This is a genomic window from Methylobacterium terrae (assembly GCF_003173755.1).
Classification (GTDB): domain Bacteria; phylum Pseudomonadota; class Alphaproteobacteria; order Rhizobiales; family Beijerinckiaceae; genus Methylobacterium; species Methylobacterium terrae.
Genome location: NZ_CP029553.1, coordinates 4,957,955 through 4,978,835, shown reverse-complemented (window position 1 = coordinate 4,978,835; position 20,881 = coordinate 4,957,955). Strand labels below are relative to the sequence as shown.

General features: G+C 72.7%; 15 protein-coding genes and 2 tRNA genes. 11 read left to right on the top strand and 6 right to left on the bottom strand.

Annotated features, from left to right (window positions below):
* Positions 1 to 21: 21 nt before the first annotated feature.
* Both DK419_RS23020 and DK419_RS23015 read right to left on the bottom strand, forming a co-directional pair.
* Entirely contained in the window at positions 22 to 744 is a 723-nt protein-coding gene (locus DK419_RS23020) for a hypothetical protein (RefSeq protein WP_245442653.1), read from the bottom strand.
* On the bottom strand, positions 741 to 2,252 hold the full coding sequence (locus DK419_RS23015) for a leucyl aminopeptidase (RefSeq protein WP_109961151.1): 1,512 nt from the start codon (positions 2,250 to 2,252) through the stop codon (positions 741 to 743). The genes DK419_RS23020 and DK419_RS23015 overlap by 4 nt, the downstream gene beginning before the upstream one ends.
* A gap of 280 nt (positions 2,253 to 2,532) precedes the next feature.
* On the opposite strand from DK419_RS23015, the gene lptF reads away from it, so the two are divergent.
* From lptF to rsmA, 5 genes are all read left to right on the top strand, one after another.
* The gene (lptF, locus tag DK419_RS23010; protein ID WP_109961150.1) at positions 2,533 to 3,705 is read left to right on the top strand and encodes an LPS export ABC transporter permease LptF; all 1,173 of its coding nucleotides are present in this window, start codon (positions 2,533 to 2,535) and stop codon (positions 3,703 to 3,705) included.
* 4 nt (positions 3,706 to 3,709) lie between these two features.
* Entirely contained in the window at positions 3,710 to 4,798 is a 1,089-nt protein-coding gene (lptG, locus tag DK419_RS23005; protein ID WP_109961149.1) for an LPS export ABC transporter permease LptG, read from the top strand.
* 45 nt (positions 4,799 to 4,843) lie between these two features.
* Positions 4,844 to 7,462, top strand: a complete 2,619-nt coding sequence (locus DK419_RS23000) for an LPS-assembly protein LptD (RefSeq protein WP_109961148.1) — start codon at positions 4,844 to 4,846, stop codon at positions 7,460 to 7,462.
* 97 nt (positions 7,463 to 7,559) lie between these two features.
* Positions 7,560 to 8,582: a 4-hydroxythreonine-4-phosphate dehydrogenase PdxA gene (pdxA, locus tag DK419_RS22995; RefSeq protein ID WP_109961147.1), complete on the top strand. Its 1,023-nt coding sequence runs from the start codon at positions 7,560 to 7,562 to the stop codon at positions 8,580 to 8,582.
* 53 nt (positions 8,583 to 8,635) lie between these two features.
* On the top strand, positions 8,636 to 9,415 hold the full coding sequence (gene rsmA / locus DK419_RS22990; protein WP_245443051.1) for a 16S rRNA (adenine(1518)-N(6)/adenine(1519)-N(6))-dimethyltransferase RsmA: 780 nt from the start codon (positions 8,636 to 8,638) through the stop codon (positions 9,413 to 9,415).
* A gap of 228 nt (positions 9,416 to 9,643) precedes the next feature.
* Here rsmA and DK419_RS22985 read toward each other — a convergent pair whose 3' ends face one another.
* From DK419_RS22985 to lipB, 3 genes are all read right to left on the bottom strand, one after another.
* Entirely contained in the window at positions 9,644 to 10,618 is a 975-nt protein-coding gene (locus DK419_RS22985; protein WP_109961145.1) for a TIM44-like domain-containing protein, read from the bottom strand.
* A 188-nt stretch (positions 10,619 to 10,806) separates the two neighbouring features.
* A complete protein-coding gene (locus DK419_RS22980; RefSeq protein ID WP_109961144.1) occupies positions 10,807 to 11,919 on the bottom strand; it encodes an ATP-binding protein in 1,113 nt (370 codons plus the stop codon).
* 218 nt (positions 11,920 to 12,137) lie between these two features.
* Positions 12,138 to 12,863 (bottom strand): lipoyl(octanoyl) transferase LipB, encoded by a 726-nt coding sequence (lipB, locus tag DK419_RS22975; protein ID WP_109961143.1) that lies wholly within the window; start codon positions 12,861 to 12,863, stop codon positions 12,138 to 12,140.
* A 60-nt stretch (positions 12,864 to 12,923) separates the two neighbouring features.
* Between lipB and DK419_RS22970 the strand changes: the two genes are divergently transcribed.
* The 3 genes from DK419_RS22970 to DK419_RS22960 all read left to right on the top strand — a co-directional run bounded on the left by DK419_RS22970 (position 12,924) and on the right by DK419_RS22960 (position 13,698).
* Entirely contained in the window at positions 12,924 to 13,229 is a 306-nt protein-coding gene (locus DK419_RS22970; protein WP_109962456.1) for a FliM/FliN family flagellar motor switch protein, read from the top strand.
* Between the two features lie 123 nt (positions 13,230 to 13,352).
* Positions 13,353 to 13,437: transfer RNA gene (locus DK419_RS22965), tRNA-Leu, on the top strand.
* A 176-nt stretch (positions 13,438 to 13,613) separates the two neighbouring features.
* Positions 13,614 to 13,698: transfer RNA gene (locus DK419_RS22960), tRNA-Leu, on the top strand.
* Positions 13,699 to 14,056: 358 nt separating this feature from the next.
* Here DK419_RS22960 and DK419_RS22955 read toward each other — a convergent pair.
* Positions 14,057 to 14,632 (bottom strand): peroxidase-related enzyme, encoded by a 576-nt coding sequence (locus tag DK419_RS22955; protein ID WP_245442650.1) that lies wholly within the window; start codon positions 14,630 to 14,632, stop codon positions 14,057 to 14,059.
* Positions 14,633 to 14,836: 204 nt separating this feature from the next.
* Between DK419_RS22955 and DK419_RS22950 the strand changes: the two genes are divergently transcribed.
* From DK419_RS22950 to DK419_RS22940, 3 genes are all read left to right on the top strand, one after another.
* The gene (locus DK419_RS22950) at positions 14,837 to 19,696 is read left to right on the top strand and encodes an NAD-glutamate dehydrogenase (RefSeq protein ID WP_109961141.1); all 4,860 of its coding nucleotides are present in this window, start codon (positions 14,837 to 14,839) and stop codon (positions 19,694 to 19,696) included.
* Positions 19,693 to 20,346: a 5,6-dimethylbenzimidazole synthase gene (gene bluB, locus DK419_RS22945; protein WP_109961140.1), complete on the top strand. Its 654-nt coding sequence runs from the start codon at positions 19,693 to 19,695 to the stop codon at positions 20,344 to 20,346. The genes DK419_RS22950 and bluB overlap by 4 nt, the downstream gene beginning before the upstream one ends.
* 112 nt (positions 20,347 to 20,458) lie before the next feature.
* Positions 20,459 to 20,866, top strand: coding sequence for a tautomerase family protein (locus tag DK419_RS22940; protein ID WP_109961139.1), 408 nt, complete (start codon positions 20,459 to 20,461; stop codon positions 20,864 to 20,866).
* Positions 20,867 to 20,881: the final 15 nt, after the last annotated feature.

Sequence of the window (20,881 nt, the reverse complement as noted above, 5' to 3'; positions counted from 1 at the left end):
GGCCTCCGGCTGCCCCTCGGGTTAGCGAGTCCCAGGGGCGGTTTCAACCGAGCTGCGAAGCCCCAGGACGGCATGGGGCAGGAACGCCGCGAGGGCGAGGCCGAGGGCGAGCGGCGCCTGGGCGCCGAGCGGCAGGCGCGGGAAGCCCGCGAGGCCGAGATCCCGCGCGGCCGCGAGCACGAAGAGGGCCCAGGCGAGGGCGGCGAAGCGCAGGAGCCCGCGGACGAGGGCGCGGCGCCGGGTTCCCCGCCGCGGCAGGCCGCGGGCGGCGAGGGCGGGAAGCCCGAGGGCGCTCCCGAAGACCACGGCCGCCACGCACGCCCCGAGACCCTGCGCCACCGTCATCGTCTGGCCGGACAGGAAGGCGACGCCGCCGACCGAGAAGCCGGCCCTCAGCACGAGCCCGCCATAGGTCGGGTGCAGCGACAGGGCGAGGACCAGGGCGAGGCCGAGGAGCGCACCGAGCCAGCCGCGCCAGCCCGGCGCTTCGAGGGGCAGGAGCGCCGCCCGCGCCACCCCGTAGGCGATGGCGGCGAAGAACAACGGGTAGCGCTCGGCGAAGAAGCCGTAGGCCCACTGGCCGAGGCCCGCCGCGTCGAGGGTCGCTTGCGTGGTGCCGGCGGCGGCGGCGAGCGCCACCGCGGCGAGCGCCGCCGCGAGGGGCGCGAGGGCGGCGAGCCACCCGGACCGGCGGGCCGGGATCGTCGGAGCGGCGCCCGCGAGGGCGCCGGCGGCGGCGCTCACGCCTCGTAGTGGTCGCGCACGAGCCGGTCGAGGAGGCGCACGCCCCAGCCCGAGCCCCAGGAGCGGTTGGTCTCCGTCGCCGGCGAGCCCATGCCCACCCCGGCGATGTCGAGGTGGATCCACGGCACGTCGTTGACGTAGCGCTTCAGGAACTGCGCCGCCGTCGCCGAGCCGCCGTGGCGGCCGCCGGTGTTCTTCATGTCGGCGAACTTCGACTCGATCAGCTTGTCGAAGCCCGGCGCCAGCGGCATGCGCCAGACCTTCTCGCCGGTGGCCTCGCCCGCCGCCGAGAGGCGCCCGGCGAGTTCGTCGTTGTTCGAGAACATGCCGGCGAATTCCTGGCCGAGCGCCACCAGGATCGCGCCCGTCAGGGTCGCGAGGTCGATCATGAAGCGGGGCTTGTAGGTCTGCTGCACGTGCCAGAGCACGTCGGCGAGCACGAGGCGGCCCTCCGCGTCGGTGTTGATGATCTCGATCGTCTGGCCCGACAGGGATGTCACGATGTCGCCGGGGCGCTGGGCCTTGCCGTCGGGCATGTTCTCGACGAGGCCGATGGCGCCGAGCGCGTTCACCCTGGCCTTGCGGCTCGCCAGCGCGTGCATCAGGCCGACCACGCAGGCGGCGCCCGCCATGTCGCCCTTCATGTCCTCCATGCCGCCGCTCCCCTTGATGGAGACGCCGCCGGAATCGAAGGTCACGCCCTTGCCGATGAAGGCCACCGGCGCCTCGGAGGCGTCCTCGGCGCCGTTCCAGCGCATGACGACGACCCGGGCCTCCTTGGCCGAGCCCTGCGCGACGGCAAGCAGCGCCCGCATGCCGAGCTTCTTCATGTCCTTCTCGTCGAGGATCTCGATCTCGACGCCGAGCTTCTCGAGGGCCGCGGCGCGGCGGGCGAACTCCTCCGGATCGAGGACGTTCGGCGGCTCGTTGACGAGCTCGCGGGCGAGGATCACGCCCTCGGCCAGCCCCTCGGCGCCGCGAAGCGCCTTCTTCAGGCCGGCATTCTCGGGCACCAGCAGGGTCAGGCGCCCGCTCCCGCCGTTCTCCTCGCCCTCGGGCGACTTCTTGCTCTTGTAGCGGTCGAACTTGTAGGCGCGAAGCCGCGCACCCAGCGAGAAGGCCGCGACCTCGTCGGAGCCCGGCGCGGTGCCGGGCCATTCGAGGACCACGGTCGCCGACCGGCTGCCGAGCTTGCCGGCGACGAAGCCGCCGAGCGTCGCCCAGTCGCGGGAGGCCGCGTCGTCGGAGCCGGTGCCGATCACCACCAGGCGCTCGACGGAGAGGCCGGCCGGGGCGGTGATCACGAGGGCGCTCGAGGCCTTGCCCTTGAAGCGCTCGACGCCGGCGGCGCGCGCCACGAGTTCGGCCGCGCCGGGCCCGGCGATCTCGGCCGCCCGCGGCGACAAGGCGAGGTCCTCGCCGACGAACAGCACGAGGTCGCCGCCGGGCTTGGGCAGCGCCCCCGACGCGGCGAGGGATTCGATCTCGATGCTGATGCCGTCCGCCATGGCGTTGCTTTCGTCCCGTTCCTTGGATCGCGCGTCTCACGATGGGCGCCGCGTCGGTCCTGTGTAGCGGTGGGACGCCTTCGAGCGCAACGCGACCGGGTGCGCACCCGGCCACCTCCGGCGGACCGGCCCGATCCGTGACCAGGACCTGTGACCCTCGGGGCGCGCCCGCCCGCAAAAGGCCGCACTTGCCGTGCTTGAGGGCCCCCGATGCTTGTGCGGCCGGCGGGGGGCGCCTAACCAGCATCGGAGCGGGAGGGGGCCCGACCGCAGCCGGCCGATGAAGCAGATCGAGCGATACATCTTCCGCATCGCCCTCGGGGCGTTCCTGTCGTGCCTGATCGGCCTCACCGGCGTGATCTGGGTGACGCAGGCCCTGCGCGAGCTGGACCTGATCACCGCCAAGGGCCAGACGCTGCTGATCTTCTTCCTGATCACCGGCCTGTCGCTGCCGACCCTCATCACGGTGATCGCGCCGGTCGCGCTGTTCATCGCGGTGGTCTACGCGTTGAACAAGCTCAACGGCGATTCCGAGCTGATCGTGATGAGCGCGGCCGGCATGTCGCCGCGCCACCTGATGCGGCCGTTCCTGACGCTGGCCCTCGTCGTCAGCGCGGCGATCGGCTTCCTGACCATCCAGGTGATGCCGTCGAGCTTCCAGGAGCTGCGCGACGTGCTCACCCGCGTGCGCGGCGACTTCATCGCCAACGTGGTCAAGGAGGGGCAGTTCACGACGCTGGACAGCGGCATCACCTTCCACTTCCGCGAGCGGGCGCCGAACGGGGCGCTGCTCGGCATCTTCATGCAGGACCGGCGCGAGGCCGGGAAGACGGTGGTCTACCTCGCCGAGCGCGGCCAGGCGGTGGACCTCGACGGGCAGACCTACCTCGTGCTCGAGAAGGGCAGCATCAACCGCCAGCAGCCCGGCAGCCGCGACTCGTCGATCATCACCTTCCAGCGCTACGCCGTGGATCTGGCGGCCTTCACCCCGCCGGACGCCGACACGATCTACAAGCCGCGCGAGCGCTCGACGGTGCAGCTCATGTTCCCGGACGCCAACGAGACCTACTACAAGCTGACCAAGGGCCGCTTCCGGGCCGAGCTGCACGACCGGCTCTCCTCCTGGCTCTATCCCCTGGCGCTCGGGCTGATCGCCTTCGCGGCGCTCGGCGACCCCCGCACCACCCGGCAGGGCCGCGGGCTCGCGGTCGCGGGCGCGATCGCCGCCGTGGTCGCCCTGCGCATCGCGGGCTTCGCCGCCTCGAGCGCGGCGGTGCGCAGCCAGGCCGCCGTCACGGCGGTCTACGCCGCGCCGCTCATCGCGATCGCGCTCTCGCTCCTCGTCGCCTACCAGGGCAACCGGGTGCGGGCCTTCAACGCCGCCGTCGCGGTCCGGCTGCGCCGCCTCTCGGGGGCGCTGCCGGTCCGGGGCATGCGGATGCGGGCGGGTTGAGGCCATGCTGATCGGCGTCACCCTCGGCCGCTACCTGGCGGCGCGCTTCCTGCGCATGATCCTGGGGGTCTTCCTCACGGTCTTCGCCCTCGTCTACACCCTCGACTTCGTCGAGCTGATGCGGCGTGCCGGCGACGCCGAGGGCGCCTCGGCCGCCGTGATGGCGCGGCTCGCCCTCTTCCGCACCCCGGCGGTGGCCGAGCAGGTCCTGCCCTTCGCGATCCTGTTCGGCGCCATGGCGGCGCTCCTCCAGCTCAGCCGCAAGCTCGAGCTGGTGGTGGCGCGGGCCGCCGGCATCTCGGCCTGGCAGTTCCTCCAGCCCGGCGCGCTCGTGGCGCTCGGCATCGGCGCCTTCACGGTCGGGGTCTACAACCCGGTCTCGGCCGAGCTGAAGCAGCGCTCGACCGAGATCGAGGCCAAGATCTTCGCCCGCTCCTCGAAGGCGGGCTCCGGCAAGGACCTGTGGATCCGCCAGCGCAGCCTCGACGGCCAGGCGATCATCCGGGCCGAGACCGCGATCGAGGGCACCACCACGCTCGCCGGCGTCGCGGTCTTCACCTTCGACGAGGCCGGCGCCTTCAGCCAGCAGATGCAGGCGGCCCGGGCCATCCTGCACGACGGCTACTGGGAGCTGCAGGACGTGCGCGTCCAGGGGCTCGATCAGGAGCCGCAGAGCTACGACACCTACCTGATCGCCTCGACGCTCGACCCCTCGCAGGTGCGCCAGCGCTTCACCCCGCCGGAATCCGTGCCTTTCTGGCAACTCAACCAGACGATCGCCCGGACCGAGCGGGCGGGACTCGACGCCACGCGTTACCGCCTGCAGTACGACGTGCTGATGGCCCGCCCGGTGCTGTTCCTGGCGATGGTGCTGGTGGCGGCATCGGTTTCATTAAGGTTCTTCCGCTTTGGTGGCATCGGCAAGATGGTGCTGGGCGGCGTCGCGGCGGGCTTCGTCCTCTACGTGGCGCGGCAGGTGATGGAGGGCCTAGGAGCCTCTGGATTGGTCGCGGCGCCGGTGGCGGCGTGGTTCCCGGCCGTGGTAGGGAGTCTTCTCGGAACGCTCGCGCTTCTGCACCTGGAGGACGGCTGAATGCCCAACCTCCGGAGACAGGGTTCGGGCATAGCGGGTGCGGGGATGGGTCGAGTCGTGCGTAAGGCCGCGGATGCCGCGGTCACGGGATCCCTGACGGTTCTCTTGGCCGCCGCCGTCACGGTGGGCGCGAGCGACCTTGCGCGCGCGCAAGGGACGCTCAACGACCGCCTCGCGGCCGGCTCGGCCCGGAACGCGGCGAAGGGCAGCGGCGAGCGGCTGCTCGTCGAGGCCAAGGAGCTCGTCTACGACAACGACCGCAACACGGTCTCGGCGGTCGGCAATGCCGAGCTGCATTACGGCCCGCGCACCCTGCTGGCCGACCGCGTGCGCTACGACCGCAACACCGGCCGGGTCTTCGCGGAAGGCAACGTCCGCCTCACCGACGAGACCGGCGCGGTGGTCACCGGCGACCGGATGGAGCTGACCGACGACTTCAAGTCCGGCTTCATCGATTCGCTGCGCATCCAGCAGACCATCGAGCAGCGCGGCCGCCCGGCCCGGGTGCGGTTCTCCGCCCCGCGGGCGGAGCGCGTCGAGGGCCAGACCACGACCTTCGAGTACGGCACCTACACGGCCTGCGAGCCGTGCAAGGACCATCCTGAGCGGCCGCCCCTGTGGCAGGTCAAGGCGGCGCGGATCATCCACAACAACGAGGAGCGCCGGATCTACTACGAGGATTCTTACCTCGAAGTGGCCGGCATCCCGGTCGCCTACCTGCCCTACTTCTACTCGCCCGACCCGACGGTGCGGCGCGACACCGGCTTCCTGGCGCCGCACTTCGTGTCTTCGAACGTGCTCGGCTACGGCATCGGCACGCCGTTCTTCTGGAACATCGCGCCCGATTACGACCTCACCGTCGAGCCGACCTTCCTGTCGAAGCAGGGCGTGCTCGGCCAGGCCGAGTGGCGCCAGCGCCTCGCCAACGGCTTCTACAACATCCGGGTCAGCGGCATCTTCCAGTCGACCCCGAGCGCCTTCCTGCCCGGGCCGCTCGGCTCGGGCGACCGCGACTTCCGCGGCTCGATCGAATCGGCGGGACAATTCTACCTCGCCCAGAACTGGCGCGCCGGCTGGGACGTGGTCGGCGTCACCGACAAGTGGTTCCTCGACAACTACCGCATCCGCAACCAGTCGATCACCACGGATTACTTCCGCGAGGCGGTGTCCACCGCCTTCCTGATCGGTCAGGGCGACCGCTCGTGGTTCGAGGCGCGGGGCTACTACTTCAAGGGCCTGTCGACCTTCGACTGGCAGAAGCAGCAGCCGATCGTCGCCCCGGTGATCGACTACGACAAGCGCCGCGACGGGCCCGACCCGATCGGCGGCGAGGTGCGGTTCCAGGCCAACTTCCAGCACCTGACCCGGGACGCGACGCAGTACACCCAGATCCCGCGCACCGGGACCTACCTGCTCAGCCCGAGCGTCAACGGCATCACCTTCCCGCTCTACAGCACCTGCTCGGTGTTCGAGCGCGGGCAATGCCTGGTGAGCGGGCTCGCGGGCGACACCACCCGGGCCACCGCCCAGGTGTCGTGGCGGCGCACCTTCACGGACGAGTTCGGCCAGCGCTGGCAGCCCTTCGCGTACCTGCGCGGCGACGCGTTCTTCGTGAACCCGAGCACGACCGGCTACCAGAACAACGAGGTCACCAACCTGTTCTCGCCGGAGTCGAACTTCTCCGGCCGGGTGATGCCGGCGGTCGGCCTCGAGTACCGCTACCCCTTCGTCGCCGATATGGGGCCGCTCGGCATCCATACCGTCTCGCCGATCGCCCAGGTGATCGCGCGGCCGAGCGAGACCCGCATCGGCCGCCTGCCGAACGAGGACGCCCAGAGCCTCGTCTTCGACGACACGTCGCTGTTCGAGTGGGACAAGTTCTCCGGCTACGACCGGGTCGAGGGCGGCGTGCGCGCCAATCTCGGCGCCGAGTACTCGATCACCGGCCGCAACGGCTTCTACATGAACGCGATGTTCGGCGAGTCGATCGCGCTCGGCGGCGTCAACTCGTTCCGGCGCGGCGACATCGCCAATGTCGGCCGCGATTCCGGCCTGGAGACCACCCGCTCCGATTTCGTCTCGCGCTTCCAGGTCTCGCCGAACCAGAACATCAGCTTCATCACCCGGGCCCGGTTCGACAACGCCACCTTCGCGCTGAAGCGCCTCGAGAGCGGCATCACGGCGAAGTTCGCACCCTTCCTGCCGCTCGAGACCTCGCTGATCTACGCCCGCTACGAGGCGCAGCCCGAGCTCGGCTTCGACCGCCGCCGCGAGGGCCTGCAGGCCTCGGCGCTCTACAACATCACGCCGAACTGGTTCGTCACCGGCTCGGTGCTGTTCGATCTCTCGCACTATCTCCAGGTGCGCGAGTTCTACGCCTCGGCGGCCCAGGCCTACTTCCTCAACCCGGTCGGCACCGCGCCGACCTACGACCGGGCCGACAAGTTCTACGTCTCGTCGTCGGGCCTCGGCTTCGGCTACCGCGACGAGTGCACGACGATCTCGCTCAACTACCTGTCGTCGCCGATCGAGACGGCGTCGGGCCTGCGCGAGCGCAACCGCACCTTCCTGCTGCGGATCGAGCTGCGCACCCTCGGCGAGGCGAATTTCCGCCAGAACCTCAGCACCACCACGACGGCGGACGGCATCGCGACGGCCCGGTGACGCGGGGCGCCCGGGGCGGGCGCGCCCCGGGCGCTTGCCCGGCGGGAGCCGGGATGCCATGGCGCGGGGCGCGCCACCACCAGACGGGTTTCCCGCGATGACCACAGCCCTCGCGCTGACACAGGGGGATCCCGCCGGGATCGGCCCGGAGATCACCCTGCGGGCCTGGCTCGCCCGGGAGGAGCACGGCCTGGCGCCGTTCTTCGTCATCGGCGATCCGGACTTCCTCGCAGGCCTCGCCGCCCGGCTCGGCCTTCCGGTGCCGCTCGCCGCGGTCACGCCCGAGACGGCCGCGGAGGCGTTCGGGCGCGCCCTGCCGGTGGTGCGCTTGCCGGACGGCCTCACGGTCGCGGCGGAGCCGGGCAGGCCCGATCCGGCGAGCGCCGCCGGCACCGTCGCGTCGATCGACGAGGCGGTGCGGCTGGTGCGGGCCGGCCGCGCGCCCGCCCTCGTCACCAACCCGATCGCCAAGCACGTCCTCTACGAGGCGGGCTTCCGCTATCCCGGCCATACCGAGTACCTGGCGGCGCTCGCCGCCGCGCCCGGAGCGGCCCCGCCGACGCCCGTGATGCTGCTGTGGTCGAAGGAGCTGGCGGTAGTGCCGGTGACCATCCACGTGCCGTTGCGCCGGGTACCCGAGCTGCTGACCGCCGACCTCGTGGTCGAGACCGCCCGGATCGTCGAGCGCGACATGCGCACCCGCTTCGGCCTGTCCGCTCCGCGCCTCGTGCTCGCCGGGCTCAACCCGCACGCGGGCGAGGCCGGCACGATGGGCACCGAGGACCGCGACGTGCTCGCTCCCGCGGTCGAGGCCTTGCGGGCGGAGGGTATCGCCATCACCGGCCCGCACCCGGCGGACACGCTCTTTCACGCCCGCGCCCGCGCCACCTACGACGTCGCGCTCGCCCCGACCCACGACCAGGCGCTGATCCCGATCAAGACGCTCGCCTTCGACGACGGCGTGAACGTGACCCTCGGGCTGCCGTTCCTGCGCACCTCGCCGGACCACGGCACCGCCTTCGACATCGCCGGCCAGGGCCTCGCCCGGCCCGACAGCCTGGTGGCGGCCCTCAAGCTCGCCGGGCGGCTGACCCGTGCCCCGCAGGGAGTATCGGCGTGAGCGCCCCGGACGGTTTGCCGCCCCTGCGGGAGGTGGTCCAGGCCCACGACCTGATGCCCCGCCGGTCGCTCGGCCAGAACTTCCTGTTCGACCTCAACCTCACCGGGCGGATCGCCCGCGCGGCAGGGCCGCTCGAGGGCGTGACGGTGGTCGAGGTCGGTCCCGGCCCCGGCGGCCTGACCCGCGCGCTGCTGATGCACGGCGCGGCACGGGTGATCGCGATCGAGCGCGATTCCCGCGCCCTGCCGGCGCTCGCCGAGATCGCAGCCCACTATCCCGGCCGGCTGGAGGTGGTGGAGGCCGACGCGCTCGCCTTCGATCCCCGGCCGCTGATCGGCGAGGGCCCGGCCCGCATCGTCGCGAACCTGCCCTACAATGTCGGCACCCAGCTCCTCACCGGCTGGCTCACGGCGGAGGCCTGGCCGCCGTGGTGGGACTCGCTGACCTTGATGTTCCAGCGCGAGGTCGCCGAGCGCATCGTCGCCGACGAGGGCGACCGGGCGAATTACGGCCGGCTCGGCGTGCTCTGCGGCTGGCGCACGCAGGCCAAGCTCCTGTTCGACGTGCCGCCCTCCGCCTTCGTGCCGCCGCCGAAGGTGACGTCGAGCGTGGTGCGGCTGGTGCCGCGACCCGAGCCCCTGCCCTGCCGGGTCCGGGCCCTCGAAGCCGTGACCGGGGCCGCCTTCGGCCAGCGCCGCAAGATGCTGCGCCAGAGCCTGAAGGCCGCGACGCCGGAGCCAGGGCTCCTGCTCGCCGCTGCCGGCATCCCGGAGACGGCGCGGGCCGAGGAGGTGCCGGTGGAGGGATTCGTGAAGATGGCGCGGGTGCTCTGAGAGCCGGCTCGGCGACGAGGGCCGCCGATCGGGCGCCTCGATCCACACCCGCTTCGTCATTCCGGGCTCCGCTGCACGGCCCCGAGGTGATCAAGCGGGTGTAGTGGAGGTCGAGGAAACCGAGCAGCGACCGGGAAACGATCATTCCGAATCGAAAAAACCCCCGATCCGCGCGGGATCGAGGGCTCTGCCACGGGAGGCGGGGAGATGGCTCCCCGCCTCGCGCCGTTACCGCGTCTGCTGAATCGCCGAGACCACCCACTGGCCGCCGCGCTCGCGCAGGAAGGTCCAGACCTCGGTGGCCTCCGGCGGGTTGGTCTCGACGACCTGACCGTTGGCGCGGTTGATCACGGCGTCGCGCAGGGTGTAGCGCATCGCCACCGTGGCGTAGTCCACCGGGCCCTCGCGCCAGGATTCGGCGAGGTCGCCCTGCTGCAGCTTCACGTCGGCGATCTTGTTGACGACGCCGCGGGCGGTGTTGGCCCGGATCTCCTCGCCGAAGTAGCCGAACATCTCGGGCGTGGTGAGGCGACGCAGGGTGGCGGCGTCCTCGGCGCCGTAGGCGAGCTGGACCTGGCCCAGCGTGCGCTCGAAGGCGTCGAAGTCCTGCGGGGTGATGCCGACCTCGTCGCGCGTGGCCGGGCGGGCCTGCTGCGCGGCCGCGCCGCCGCCGAGCATGCCGCCCAAGCCGCCACCCAAGCCGCCACCCATGCCGCCGAGGGGACCGCCCGGGCCGGCCGCCGGGCCGCTGCGCTCGTAGGCACCCGCCATCGCCGGCTCAGGCCTGCGGCGACGGAAGAAGCGCAGGGCGAGCATGACCACGCCGACCAGCAGGCCGACCTGGAGCAGCAGGCCGAGGAAGGAGGCGATGCCGCCGAGGCCGCCGAAGAAGCCGCCGCCGATCAGCGCGCCGAGCAGGCCCGCGCCGAGCAGGCCGGCGAAGAAGCCGCCGCCGAATCGCCGCTGCGGCGCCGCCGCGGCACCCATCTGGGATCCGGGCTGGGTCATCGAGCGCTGCATCGGCGCCGGGGCGCCGGGGGCGGTCGCGGTCGGGGGCGGCGCCGAATAGGTCTTGGAGCCGCGCGAGCCGACGGAGCCGCCGCCGCCGGGACGCGCCTCGCCGGCCGTCGCCGCCACGGCCATCAGGGCCGCCAGGCCGAAGGCCACCGCCGTGCGGCGGCCGCGGGTGAAGGTGGTCATCATCGGTTCGTCTCAGCCTCGCGCAATCACCGGTCCGGGGCGTCTCTCCCCCATCGCACATATGGGGGCGTGGGTGGCGCAGTAGAAGGGAGGCATCGCGCCGGATGCCTACCCGTTTGTCACCACACCCGATGAAGAGTCACCGATCGGCGCCAGATCTGCCAAGCGATAAATTTTTGCGCTGCTCGGGATTAGTCAGCGTCGGCACTTCGTTGCGACCGCGACCGCGGCGCCTCCGCCGCCGGGAAGGTCATGCGCACGCAGGTGCCCTCGCCCGGTCGGCTGCGGAGCGCAACGGCACCGTTCTGGCGCTTGACCACGGCGTTGAGGATGGCGAGGCCGGTGCCGCGACCGGGCTCGCGGGTGGTGAAGAACGGCTCCAGCGCCCGGGCCAGGATCTCCGGCGCCATGCCGGCGCCGCCGTCGGTCACGCTCAGCACGACGTGGCGCCCCGCCGCCCCGTCGGCGGCCACGCCCTCGCCGCCGTGGTTGCAGGTCGCGATCGTGACGCGCCCGCCCGACGGCATCGCCTCGGCGGCGTTGCGCAGCAGGATCTGCAGGACCAGCTCGGTCTGGACCGGGTCGATGCAGGCGATCCACAGGTCCTCGGCGAGATCGAGATCGAGGGCGACGCCGTCCCCGAGGAGCCCCACCGCCCGCTCGCGGGAGCCGCGCAGGAGCGCGTTGAGATCGACCGGCCGCGGCTCCGGCCGGTGCTTGCGCGAGAAGGTCAGGAGATGGCGGGTGAGCGCCGAGGCGCGCTCGGCGGCGTCGGTCGAGCGGGTGAGCGCCCGCTGCACGAAGGCGTCCGGATGGTCGCCGAGGCGCCGGCGCAGGCCGTCGACGTAGCCGACCAGGATCTGCAGCAGGTTGTTGAACTCGTGCGCGACGCCGTTGGTGAGCTGGCCCAGCGCCTCCCGCCGTTGCGCCAGGGCGAGCGCCGCCTCGAGGTCGCGGCACCGGGACGTCTCGACGACCTGGACCAGGCCGGCGCAGCCCGGCTCCCGCACCGGCGAGAGGTGGACGAGCGCCCAGAGCGTCGCGCCGTCGCGGCGGCGCAGGAGCACCTCGGCGCCGGCCGGCCCGCCGGACGACAGGAGCGCCCGCAGGGCCGCCTCGGCCTCAGGCTCGGCGCCGAGGGACGCGAGGGCATGGACCCCCTCCCCCAGGAGGGACGCGGCGGCCGGGTTGGCGAAGCGCACCGCCCCCTCGGGGCCGGGCGCGACCAGCAGGGACGGCAGGGGTGCGACGGCCAGGGCGGCGCGCAGGGTCCCGGCCTCCTCCGGCGTCTCAGCGGCCGGCATGGGCGCGGGGACATCCGGCACGGGCGGACCTCCGTGGTGGCGCGGGCCGGGGCCGCGCGTCCTGCCGCGGTCGGGGCGCCGACGCGGTCTCGCCCGGCACTCTAGAGCAAGTCCGGCCGGGGTGGAAACCACGGCGCGCGGTGACGCGCGCGGAGTGGATAAAACGGTGCGCGATCACGCGCGCCCCTCGGAAGACACGGCGCACGGTCACGTGCGCCTCACGCCCGGGCATCGTCGTCGACGAGGATCGTCGGCCCGAAGATCGCCTCGAAGCGGCCCCGCAGCACCGCGTCGACCTCCGGCAGGGTGACCGGCCGGCCGAGATCGACGAGGCTGGTGACGCCGTGCTCGCGCACGCCGCACGGCACGATGCCGGAGAAGTGCGACAGGTCCGGCTCGACGTTCAGGCTGATGCCGTGGAAGGTCGCCCAGCGCCGCACCCGGATGCCGATCGCCGCGATCTTGTCCTCGACGCCCGGCCCCTTCTCCGGCCGGCGCACCCAGACGCCGACCCGGTCCTCGCGCCGCTCGCCCCGCACCGTGAAGGCGTCGAGCGTGGCGATCAGCCAGGCCTCGAGGGCGGCCACGTAGGCGCGCAGGTCCGGCCGCCGCCGGTTGAGGTCGAGCATCACGTAGGCCACCCGCTGCCCGGGGCCGTGATAGGTGTACTGCCCGCCTCGCCCCGTGCGGTGGACCGGGAAGCGCTCCGGCGCCACCAGGTCGGCCTCCTTCGCCGAGGTGCCGGCGGTGTAGAGCGGCGGGTGCTCGACGAGCCAGACGCGCTCCAGCGCGCGCCCTTCCGCGATCGCCGCGGCCCGCTCCTCCATCGCGGCCTCGGCCTCGCGGTAGTCGAGCAGGGGATCGCGCACCACCCACTCGACGGGGGGGCTTCCGGGCGCGGGCAGGAAACTGCCCGGGGTGGTTCCGAGCCGGTCGTTTACCAAGGCTTCACCATAAGATCGGATTGTCGGGGCATCGTCTCGTGGTCAGGGTGGGTGCGTCCGTTGGCGGTACTCGACATTCTCAAGGTGGACCTCGCGGTCGTGCTCGGGCGGACCCGGATGCCGATCCACATGCTGCTGCGCATGGGCCGCGGCGCGGTGATCGAGCTCGATTCCACCGACAGCGATATGGTCGAGATCCTCGCCAACAACCACCCGATCGCCCGCGGCCAGATCGTGGTCACGGGCAACCGCATCTCCGTGGAGGTGACCGAGCTGATCCGCAAGGCCGAGGTGGTGCGCGAGCCCGGCATCCGCATCGGCGACGGCGGCGCCGCCCTGCTGGGCGCCCTCTCGGACGCCCTCTAGGCCAGATTGTTCGCCGGATCCGCATCGGGGCGCTTGCGTCCCCGGGAGGGGACTGGTATTCGCAGCCTCGCTTCGGACGGGTCTCACCCCCGCCCCGCCGCTTCCGGCGAGACGAAGCACTCCGCGGCCGTGGCGGAATTGGTAGACGCGCTAGCTTGAGGTGCTAGTTGGGCAACCAGTGGAGGTTCGAGTCCTCTCGGCCGCACCATCCGTCCTCTCGAAGGGCGGGATGGACACCGAACTCGACGCGACGATCTCGCCCCTCACCGAGACCAGACGTCGAACGAGGTTGCCGGGGCACTCGCCGCTGAGCGGTCTTCGTGTCCGATACTGTGAAGCTGTTTTTCAGAAGGCTGGACCGTTTTTCGATGTCCGGCAACATCCGCGGCCGTGGCGGAATTGGTAGACGCGCTAGCTTGAGGTGCTAGTTGGGCAACCAGTGGAGGTTCGAGTCCTCTCGGCCGCACCATCCTGCCGCAGGGCGGGATGATCGGATCCCCTGACAGGCTTTTCCTGTCGAGTGGCGACGCGACACACTGGACCGCAGCCGGTCACATCCCCCGAATCCCTCGACGACCCCAGTCCGCCGTCCTCGACGAGCGGAGGCTGGATGCATGCCTGAATGCCGGGTTCTCGCGGGGCAGCCGACGATCCCGTTCGGCTCGTAACAGCGGTCGTCGAAGACGACTTTTGGTCCCGCTCTCGCATTGTCACCAAGCCTCCGGCTCGGCATCGACAATGCGAGATAGGCCAACGGCCCGGAGCGCCGGGCATCCCGGGCCGTTGGCGTCAAGCCGACACGGCCGCAACCGGGCGACCGGCCGCGGTCACGCCTCGTCCGGGCCGGGCGCGGTCCGGGCCTCAGCGTGGTAAGCGCGGTTGGGGCGCATGTCGACCGCCGAGGCCATGCGGTTCGACATGTTGAAGAAGCTCGCCACCGCCGAGATGTCCCACAGGTCGCGCTCGGAGAAGCCGGCATCGCGCAGGGCCTCGCGGTCCTCCTCCTCGATCGTCCAGGGCGCCTCGGTGAGCGCCACCGCGAAGTCGAGCATGGCGCGGTGGCGGGGCGAGAGGTCGGCGGCACGGTAGTTCATCGCCATCATCTCGCCCAGCACCGGATCGCCCGAGAGGCTGCGGACCGCGGCGCCGTGCGCGGTGAGGCAGTAGTAGCAGCGGTTCACGCTCGAGACCGCGACGGCGATCATCTCGCGCTCGAGCTTCGACAGGCCGGAGGGCGCCAGCATCAGGTCGTTGTAGAGGCCCGCGAACGCCTCGAGCTTGGCGCTGTCGTGGGCGTAGGCGAGGAGCACGTTCGGCACGAAGCCGATCTTCTCCCGGCACTTGTCGAAATAGGCCCGCATCTCGGGCGAGAGGTCGGGCGACGGCGGGAGGTCGAGGGCCATCACGGTCCCTGCCGTCTCCTGCGGCGCCGGCCGCTCGCCAACCTCGGGCTTCGTCCGCTTCCTACCCCCGGTCATGCCGGTGCCCTCCCCTTGATCATGCGCGAGCTATAGGCAGTTTGCAGCCGCTGCGCGAGGTCGGGCTTGCGGGGGTCCCTGCGCTGTGCCACCGCTCCGGTCACCAACCTCGGCAGAGGACTTGCAGACGTGGAACCCTCGACCGCGACCGCGACCCCCGAAGCGAAGGCCAGCCGCACCGACCTGATCGCCGCCGCGGCGGCCCTGGCCGAAGACCGGGGCGGACCCGGCGGCTTCGTCCGCGACCTCTTCGGCCGCGTCGCGCCCGAGGACCTGACCGCCTACCCGCCCGAGGCCCTGGCCGACCTGGCGCTCGCCGCCCGGGCCCACCTCGCCGCCGCCCGGCCCGGCCGGACGATCAGCGCCGTGCGCCTCTCGGACGTCGAGGTCGAGCAGGGCGGGCGCCGGCGCGACATCACGGTCCTGGAGGCGGTCAACGCCAACCGGCCGTTCCTGCTCGAGTCGACCCTGGCCGAACTCGTCGGGCGCGGCTACCAGCCCCGCCTCGTCGCCCACCCGATCCTCGGCGTCGAGCGCGGCGCCGACGGCGCCCTGGTGCGGGTCGTCGGCGAGACCACCGCGCAGGAGGCGGGCGAGGCGGAGGGGCTCGCCCGCGAGAGCTTCATCCACGTCCATCTCGACCGCATCGACGACGAGGCGGCCCGCGCCACGCTCGCCGCGAGCCTCGCCCGGGTCTACGCCGACGTCGCCGCCGCCGCCGCCGACCACGCGGCGATGACCGAGCGCCTGGCCCGGGCCGCTGCCGCCTACGGCGACGCCGCGGGGCCGCTCGCCGCCGACGAGCGGGCGGAGGCCCGCGCCTTCCTCGACTGGCTGCGCGACGGGCATTTCGTGCTGCTGGGCCTGCGCGAGTACCGCGACGAGGGGAGCGCCGATCACGCCGGCGTGCCGGGAAGCGGGCTCGGCCTCCTGCGCGACCCCGCCGTCGAGGTCCTGCGCCGCGGCGACGCCATGGTGGCGGTGACGCCCGAGATCCGCGCCTTCCTGGAGGGGCCCGAGGCCCTCCTCGTCACCAAGGCCAGCCTGCGCTCCCGGGTGCGCCGGCAGGCCCATCTCGACATGGTGGCGATCAAGGTCTTCCCGCCCGAGGGCGGCGCTCCCGGCGAATTGCGCCTCGTCGGCCTGTTCACCGGCAGCGCCTATGCGAGCCGGGCCGAGGAGGTGCCGTACCTGCGCCGCAAGGTCGCGGCGGTGCTCGGCCGTGCCGGCCTCGACCCGACGAGCCATGCCGGGCGCTCCCTCGTCCACGTGCTCGAGACCTATCCGCGCGACGACCTGTTCCAGACCGACGCCGACCTGCTCCTGCGCTTCGCGCTCGCCATCGTCTCCCTCGCCGACCGGCCGCGGGTGCGGGTGCTGGCCCGTCCCGACAAGTTCGGCCGCTTCGTCTCGCTGATCGCCTACCTGCCGAAGGACCGCACCGACGCCCGGCTCCAGGCGCGGATCGGCACCTACCTCGCCGAGGAGCTCGGCGGGCGCCTCTCGACCATCGCGCCGGACTACCCGGAAGGCCCGCTCGCCCGCCTCCACGTCATCGTGGCGACGCCGGGCAGCCCGCCCGAGGAGATCGACGCCGCCCGGCTCGAGGCCGGCATCGCCGAGCTCTCCCGCACCTGGGGCGACTCGCTGCGCGAGGCGCTGGGGCAGGCCCGCGGCGGCGACGCGCGGGGGCTCGCCGCCGTCTACGCCGACGCCTTCCCGGCGGGGTACCGCGAGATGTACCCGGGCGCCCAGGCCCTGCCCGACATCGCCATCCTGGAGCGGATCTCGGAGGGCCAGCCGCGGGCGGTCGACCTGTTCCGCCGGCCCGGCGATCCCGACACCCGGATCGGCCTCAAGGTCTTCTCCCGCGGCGCGGCGCTCCCGCTCTCGGAGCGGGTGCCGGTGCTGGAGAATCTCGGCTTCCGGGTGATCGAGGAGCGCTCCTACCGCCTCAAGCCCGAGGGCGCCGGTGCCCGGGTCTGGCTGCACGACATGGTGCTGGAGCGCGCCGGCGGCGGCGCCATCGACGTCGCTTCGGTCGAGGGTCCGGTCGAGGCGGCGCTGCTGGCGCTCGCCCGCGACCTCGCCGAGTCCGACGCCTACAACCGCCTGGTGCTGGAGGCCGGGCTCGGCTGGCGCGACGTCGCCCTGGTGCGGGCGCTCGGTCGCTACCTGCGCCAGCTGCGCATCCGCTACGGCCAGGACTACCTCGCCGCCACCCTGTCGCGGCACCCGGCCCTCGCCCGGCGGCTGGTGGCGCTGTTCCACGCCCGCTTCGATCCCCGCCTCGAGGGCGACCGGGGAGCCGCCCAAGAGACGGCGCGGGCCGGGATCGAGGCGGATCTGGCAGGGGTCACGAGCCTCGACGAGGACCGGATCCTGCGCCGCTTCGTCAACCTGGTGGAGGCGGCGCAGCGCACGAACTTCTTCCAGCTCGGCCGCAACGGCCTGCCGCCCGAGACGATCGCGTTCAAGTTCCGCTGCGCCCGCGTCGACGGGATGCCGCTGCCCCGGCCGCTGTTCGAGATCTTCGTCTACAGCCCCCGGGTCGAGGGCGTGCACCTGCGCTTCGGCTACATCGCCCGCGGGGGCCTGCGCTGGTCGGACCGGCCGGAGGATTTCCGCACCGAGGTGCTCGGCCTCGTCAAGGCGCAGCAGGTCAAGAACGCCGTGATCGTGCCGGTCGGCGCCAAGGGCGGGTTCTTCCCCAAGCGCCTGCCGCCGCCGTCCGACCGCCAGGCCTGGATGCAGGAGGGCACCGAGAGCTACCGGATCTTCATCCGCACGCTCCTGTCCCTCACCGACAACATCGTCGACGGAAAAATCGTCCCGCCGCCCGCGACGGTGCGGCACGACGAGGACGACGCCTACCTGGTGGTCGCCGCCGACAAGGGCACCGCCACCTTCTCGGACGTCGCCAACGCGCTCTCCCTCGAGGCGCATCACTGGCTCGGCGACGCCTTCGCGTCGGGCGGCAGCCAGGGCTACGACCACAAGCAGATGGGCATCACCGCCCGCGGCGCCTGGGAGGCGGTGAAGCGCCACTTCCGCGAGGTCGACATCGACATCCAGGCCGAGCCGGTCACGGTCGCGGGCGTCGGCGACATGTCGGGCGACGTGTTCGGCAACGGCATGCTGCTGTCGCGCTGCCTGAAGCTGGTGGCGGCCTTCGACCACCGCGACATCTTCCTCGACCCCGATCCCGACCCGGTCGCGGCGCATGCCGAGCGCAAGCGCCTGTTCGGGCTCTCCCGCTCGTCCTGGGCCGATTACGACCGCTCGAAGATCTCGGCCGGCGGCGGGGTGTTCTCGCGGCAGGCCAAGACCGTGCCGCTGTCGCCGCAGGTTCGCGCCCTCCTCGGGTTCGACCGGGCCGAAGCGACGCCCGCCGAGGTGATGCAGGCGATCCTGCGGGCCCCGGTCGACCTCCTGTGGTTCGGCGGCATCGGCACCTACGTGCGCGCGACCTCCGAGAGCGACGACGAGGCCGGCGACCGGGCGAACGACGCGATCCGCATCACCGGCGCGGAGCTGCGCGCCCGGGTCGTCGGCGAGGGCGCGAATCTCGGCCTCACCCAGCGCGGCCGGATCGAGGCCGCCCGGCGGGGCGTGCGCCTCAACACCGACGCGATCGACAACTCGGCCGGGGTCAACACCTCGGACGTCGAGGTCAACATCAAGATCGCGCTCGCGACGCCCGAGCGCGACGGCCGCCTGAGCCCGGAGAGCCGCAACGCGCTCCTCTCCGGCATGACCGAGGCGGTGGCCGACCTGGTGCTGAGGAACAACCAGCTCCAGACCCTCGCCCTGTCGCTCGCCCAGCGCTCCGCCGCGTCCGAGACCGGCTTCGCCACCCGGCTGATGCAGATCCTGGAGGCCGACGGGCGCCTCGACCGCGGCGTCGAGTCCCTGCCCTCCGACGCCACCCTCGCCGAGCGGGCGCAAGGGGCCGAGGGCCTGACGCGGCCGGAGCTGGCGGTGCTGCTGGCCTACGCCAAGCTCGCGCTCAAGGACGCGCTCCTCGACAGCGCGGTGCCGGACGATCCCTACCTCGCGCGCGAGCTCGAGCGCTCCTTCCCGCCGGTCCTGGTCGCCCGCTACCCCGACGCGGTGCAGGGCCACCGCCTGCGCCGGGAGATCATCGCCACCAGCCTGGCCAACGCCATCGTCAATCGCGGCGGGCCGACCCTCGTCAGCCGCCTCGCCGACGAGACCGGCGCCGAGGCGCCCGCCATCGCCGCCGCCTACGCGGTGACCCGGGACGCCTTCGGGCTGATCGACCTCAACAAGGCGGTGGACGGGCTCGACGGGACGATTTCCGGCGACCAGCAGCTCGCCCTCTACGCCGAATTGCAGGACCTCCTGCGCCAGCGCATGGTCTGGTTCATCCGCAACGGCGAGGCCGCTCCCGGCGGCATCGAGGCGGCGGTCGCGCGCTACCGCGACGGCATCGCGGCGGTCTCGGATGCCCTGCCGGGCGCCCTCCCCCCGGCGGCGGCCGAGGCCCTGGCCCGGCGCATCCGGGCCCTCGTCGACCACGGCGTGCCGGAGGGCCTCGCGTCCCGCCTCGCCGCCTTGAGCGAGCTCGGCGCCGCCCCCGACATCGTCCAGGTCGCCGAGGCGACCGGGCGGCCGCCGGCGGCGATCGCCGCGACCCACTTCGCGCTGGCCGACCTCTTCCGCCTCAACGCGCTCGCGGCCGCCGCCCGGGCGGTGCCGGTGGCCGACACCTTCGACCGCATCGCGCTCGAACGCGCGGTCGCCGGCATCGCCTCCGCCCATCGGGCGCTCACCGCCGAGGCCGCCGCCTTCGAGGCGCAAGGTGCGGCCGCGGTCGAGGCCTGGAGCCAGGCCCGCGGTGCCTCGCTCGCCCGCATCCGCACCGCGGTCGCGGCCATCGCGGCGTCCGGCCTCACGGTGTCGAAGGTCTCGGTGGCGGCGAGCCTGCTCGGGGATCTGGCGCGTCCGGACGCGGCGCACCCGTGACGGAGCCGGCGACCGGCGCGCCGGAATTCGGGGAGGCGTTCCGGGCCCGCTTCGCGGAGCTGGTCGCCTGGCGCCGCGACGTGCGGCGCTTCCGCCCCGATCCGGTGCCGGAGGAGAGCTTGCGCGCCTGCCTGGCGCTCAGCCGCCTCAGCCCCTCGGTCGGCAACAGCCAGCCCTGGCGCTTCGTGCGGGTCGCCGATCCCGGCCGCCGCGAGGCCGTGGCCGCGAGCTTCCTGCGCTGCAACGCGGCGGCCGCCGCCACTTACGACGATGAACGCGCCGCCGCCTATCGCCGCCTCAAGCTCGCGGGTCTGCGCGAGGCGCCGGTGCACCTGGCGGTGTTCTGCGACGAGGAAACCGGGGCCGGCCACGGGCTCGGCCGCGCCACGATGCCGGAGATGCTGCGCTACTCCACCGTCACCGCCATCCACACCTTCTGGCTCGCGGCGCGAGCCCACGGCCTCGGCGTCGGCTGGGTCTCGATCCTGTGCCCCGAGGAGGTGACGAGGGCCCTCGACGTGCCGGTCGCCTGGCGGCTGATCGCCTATCTCTGCGTCGGCACCCCGGCCGAGGAGCATGCCGACCCGGAACTCGTGCGCCACGGCTGGCAGGCCCGGCACGAGGAGGGCGCGCCGATCGTCGAGCGGTGAGCGCCGCGCAGGCCAGGGATGCGTGCGCGTCGATTTCATACATACCAGTAGGTACATTAATAGGAACGAGGCTGCCCTTGCAGCCGCGGAGACCTCTCCGGGAGATCCTTCCATGCCCCTGGTCACCATCACCCTGAAGCGCGACCGCTCGCCGGACGAGCGCCGCGCCATCGCCGATGCCGTGCACGCCGCCATGGTCGACAGCATCGGCATCCCGCCCGACGACCGGTTCCAGGTCGTCTCGAGCCAGTTCGACGACGTGATCTACGATCCCGGCTACCTCGGCATCGCCCGGACCGACGACCTGGTGATGATCCAGATCCACCTCTCGACCGGGCGCAGCGTCGCGCAGAAGAAGGCGCTGTTTTCCGCCATCGCCGGGAATCTCGGCGCGCTCGGGACCAGGCCGGAGGACGTGCTCGTCACCCTGGTCGAGATCGCGCGGGAGAACTGGTCCTTCGGCAACGGCCTCGCGACCTATGCCGACGTCGCACCGCCCCATCTGGCGGGCAGGGCCTGACGCCCTGGCCCGGCG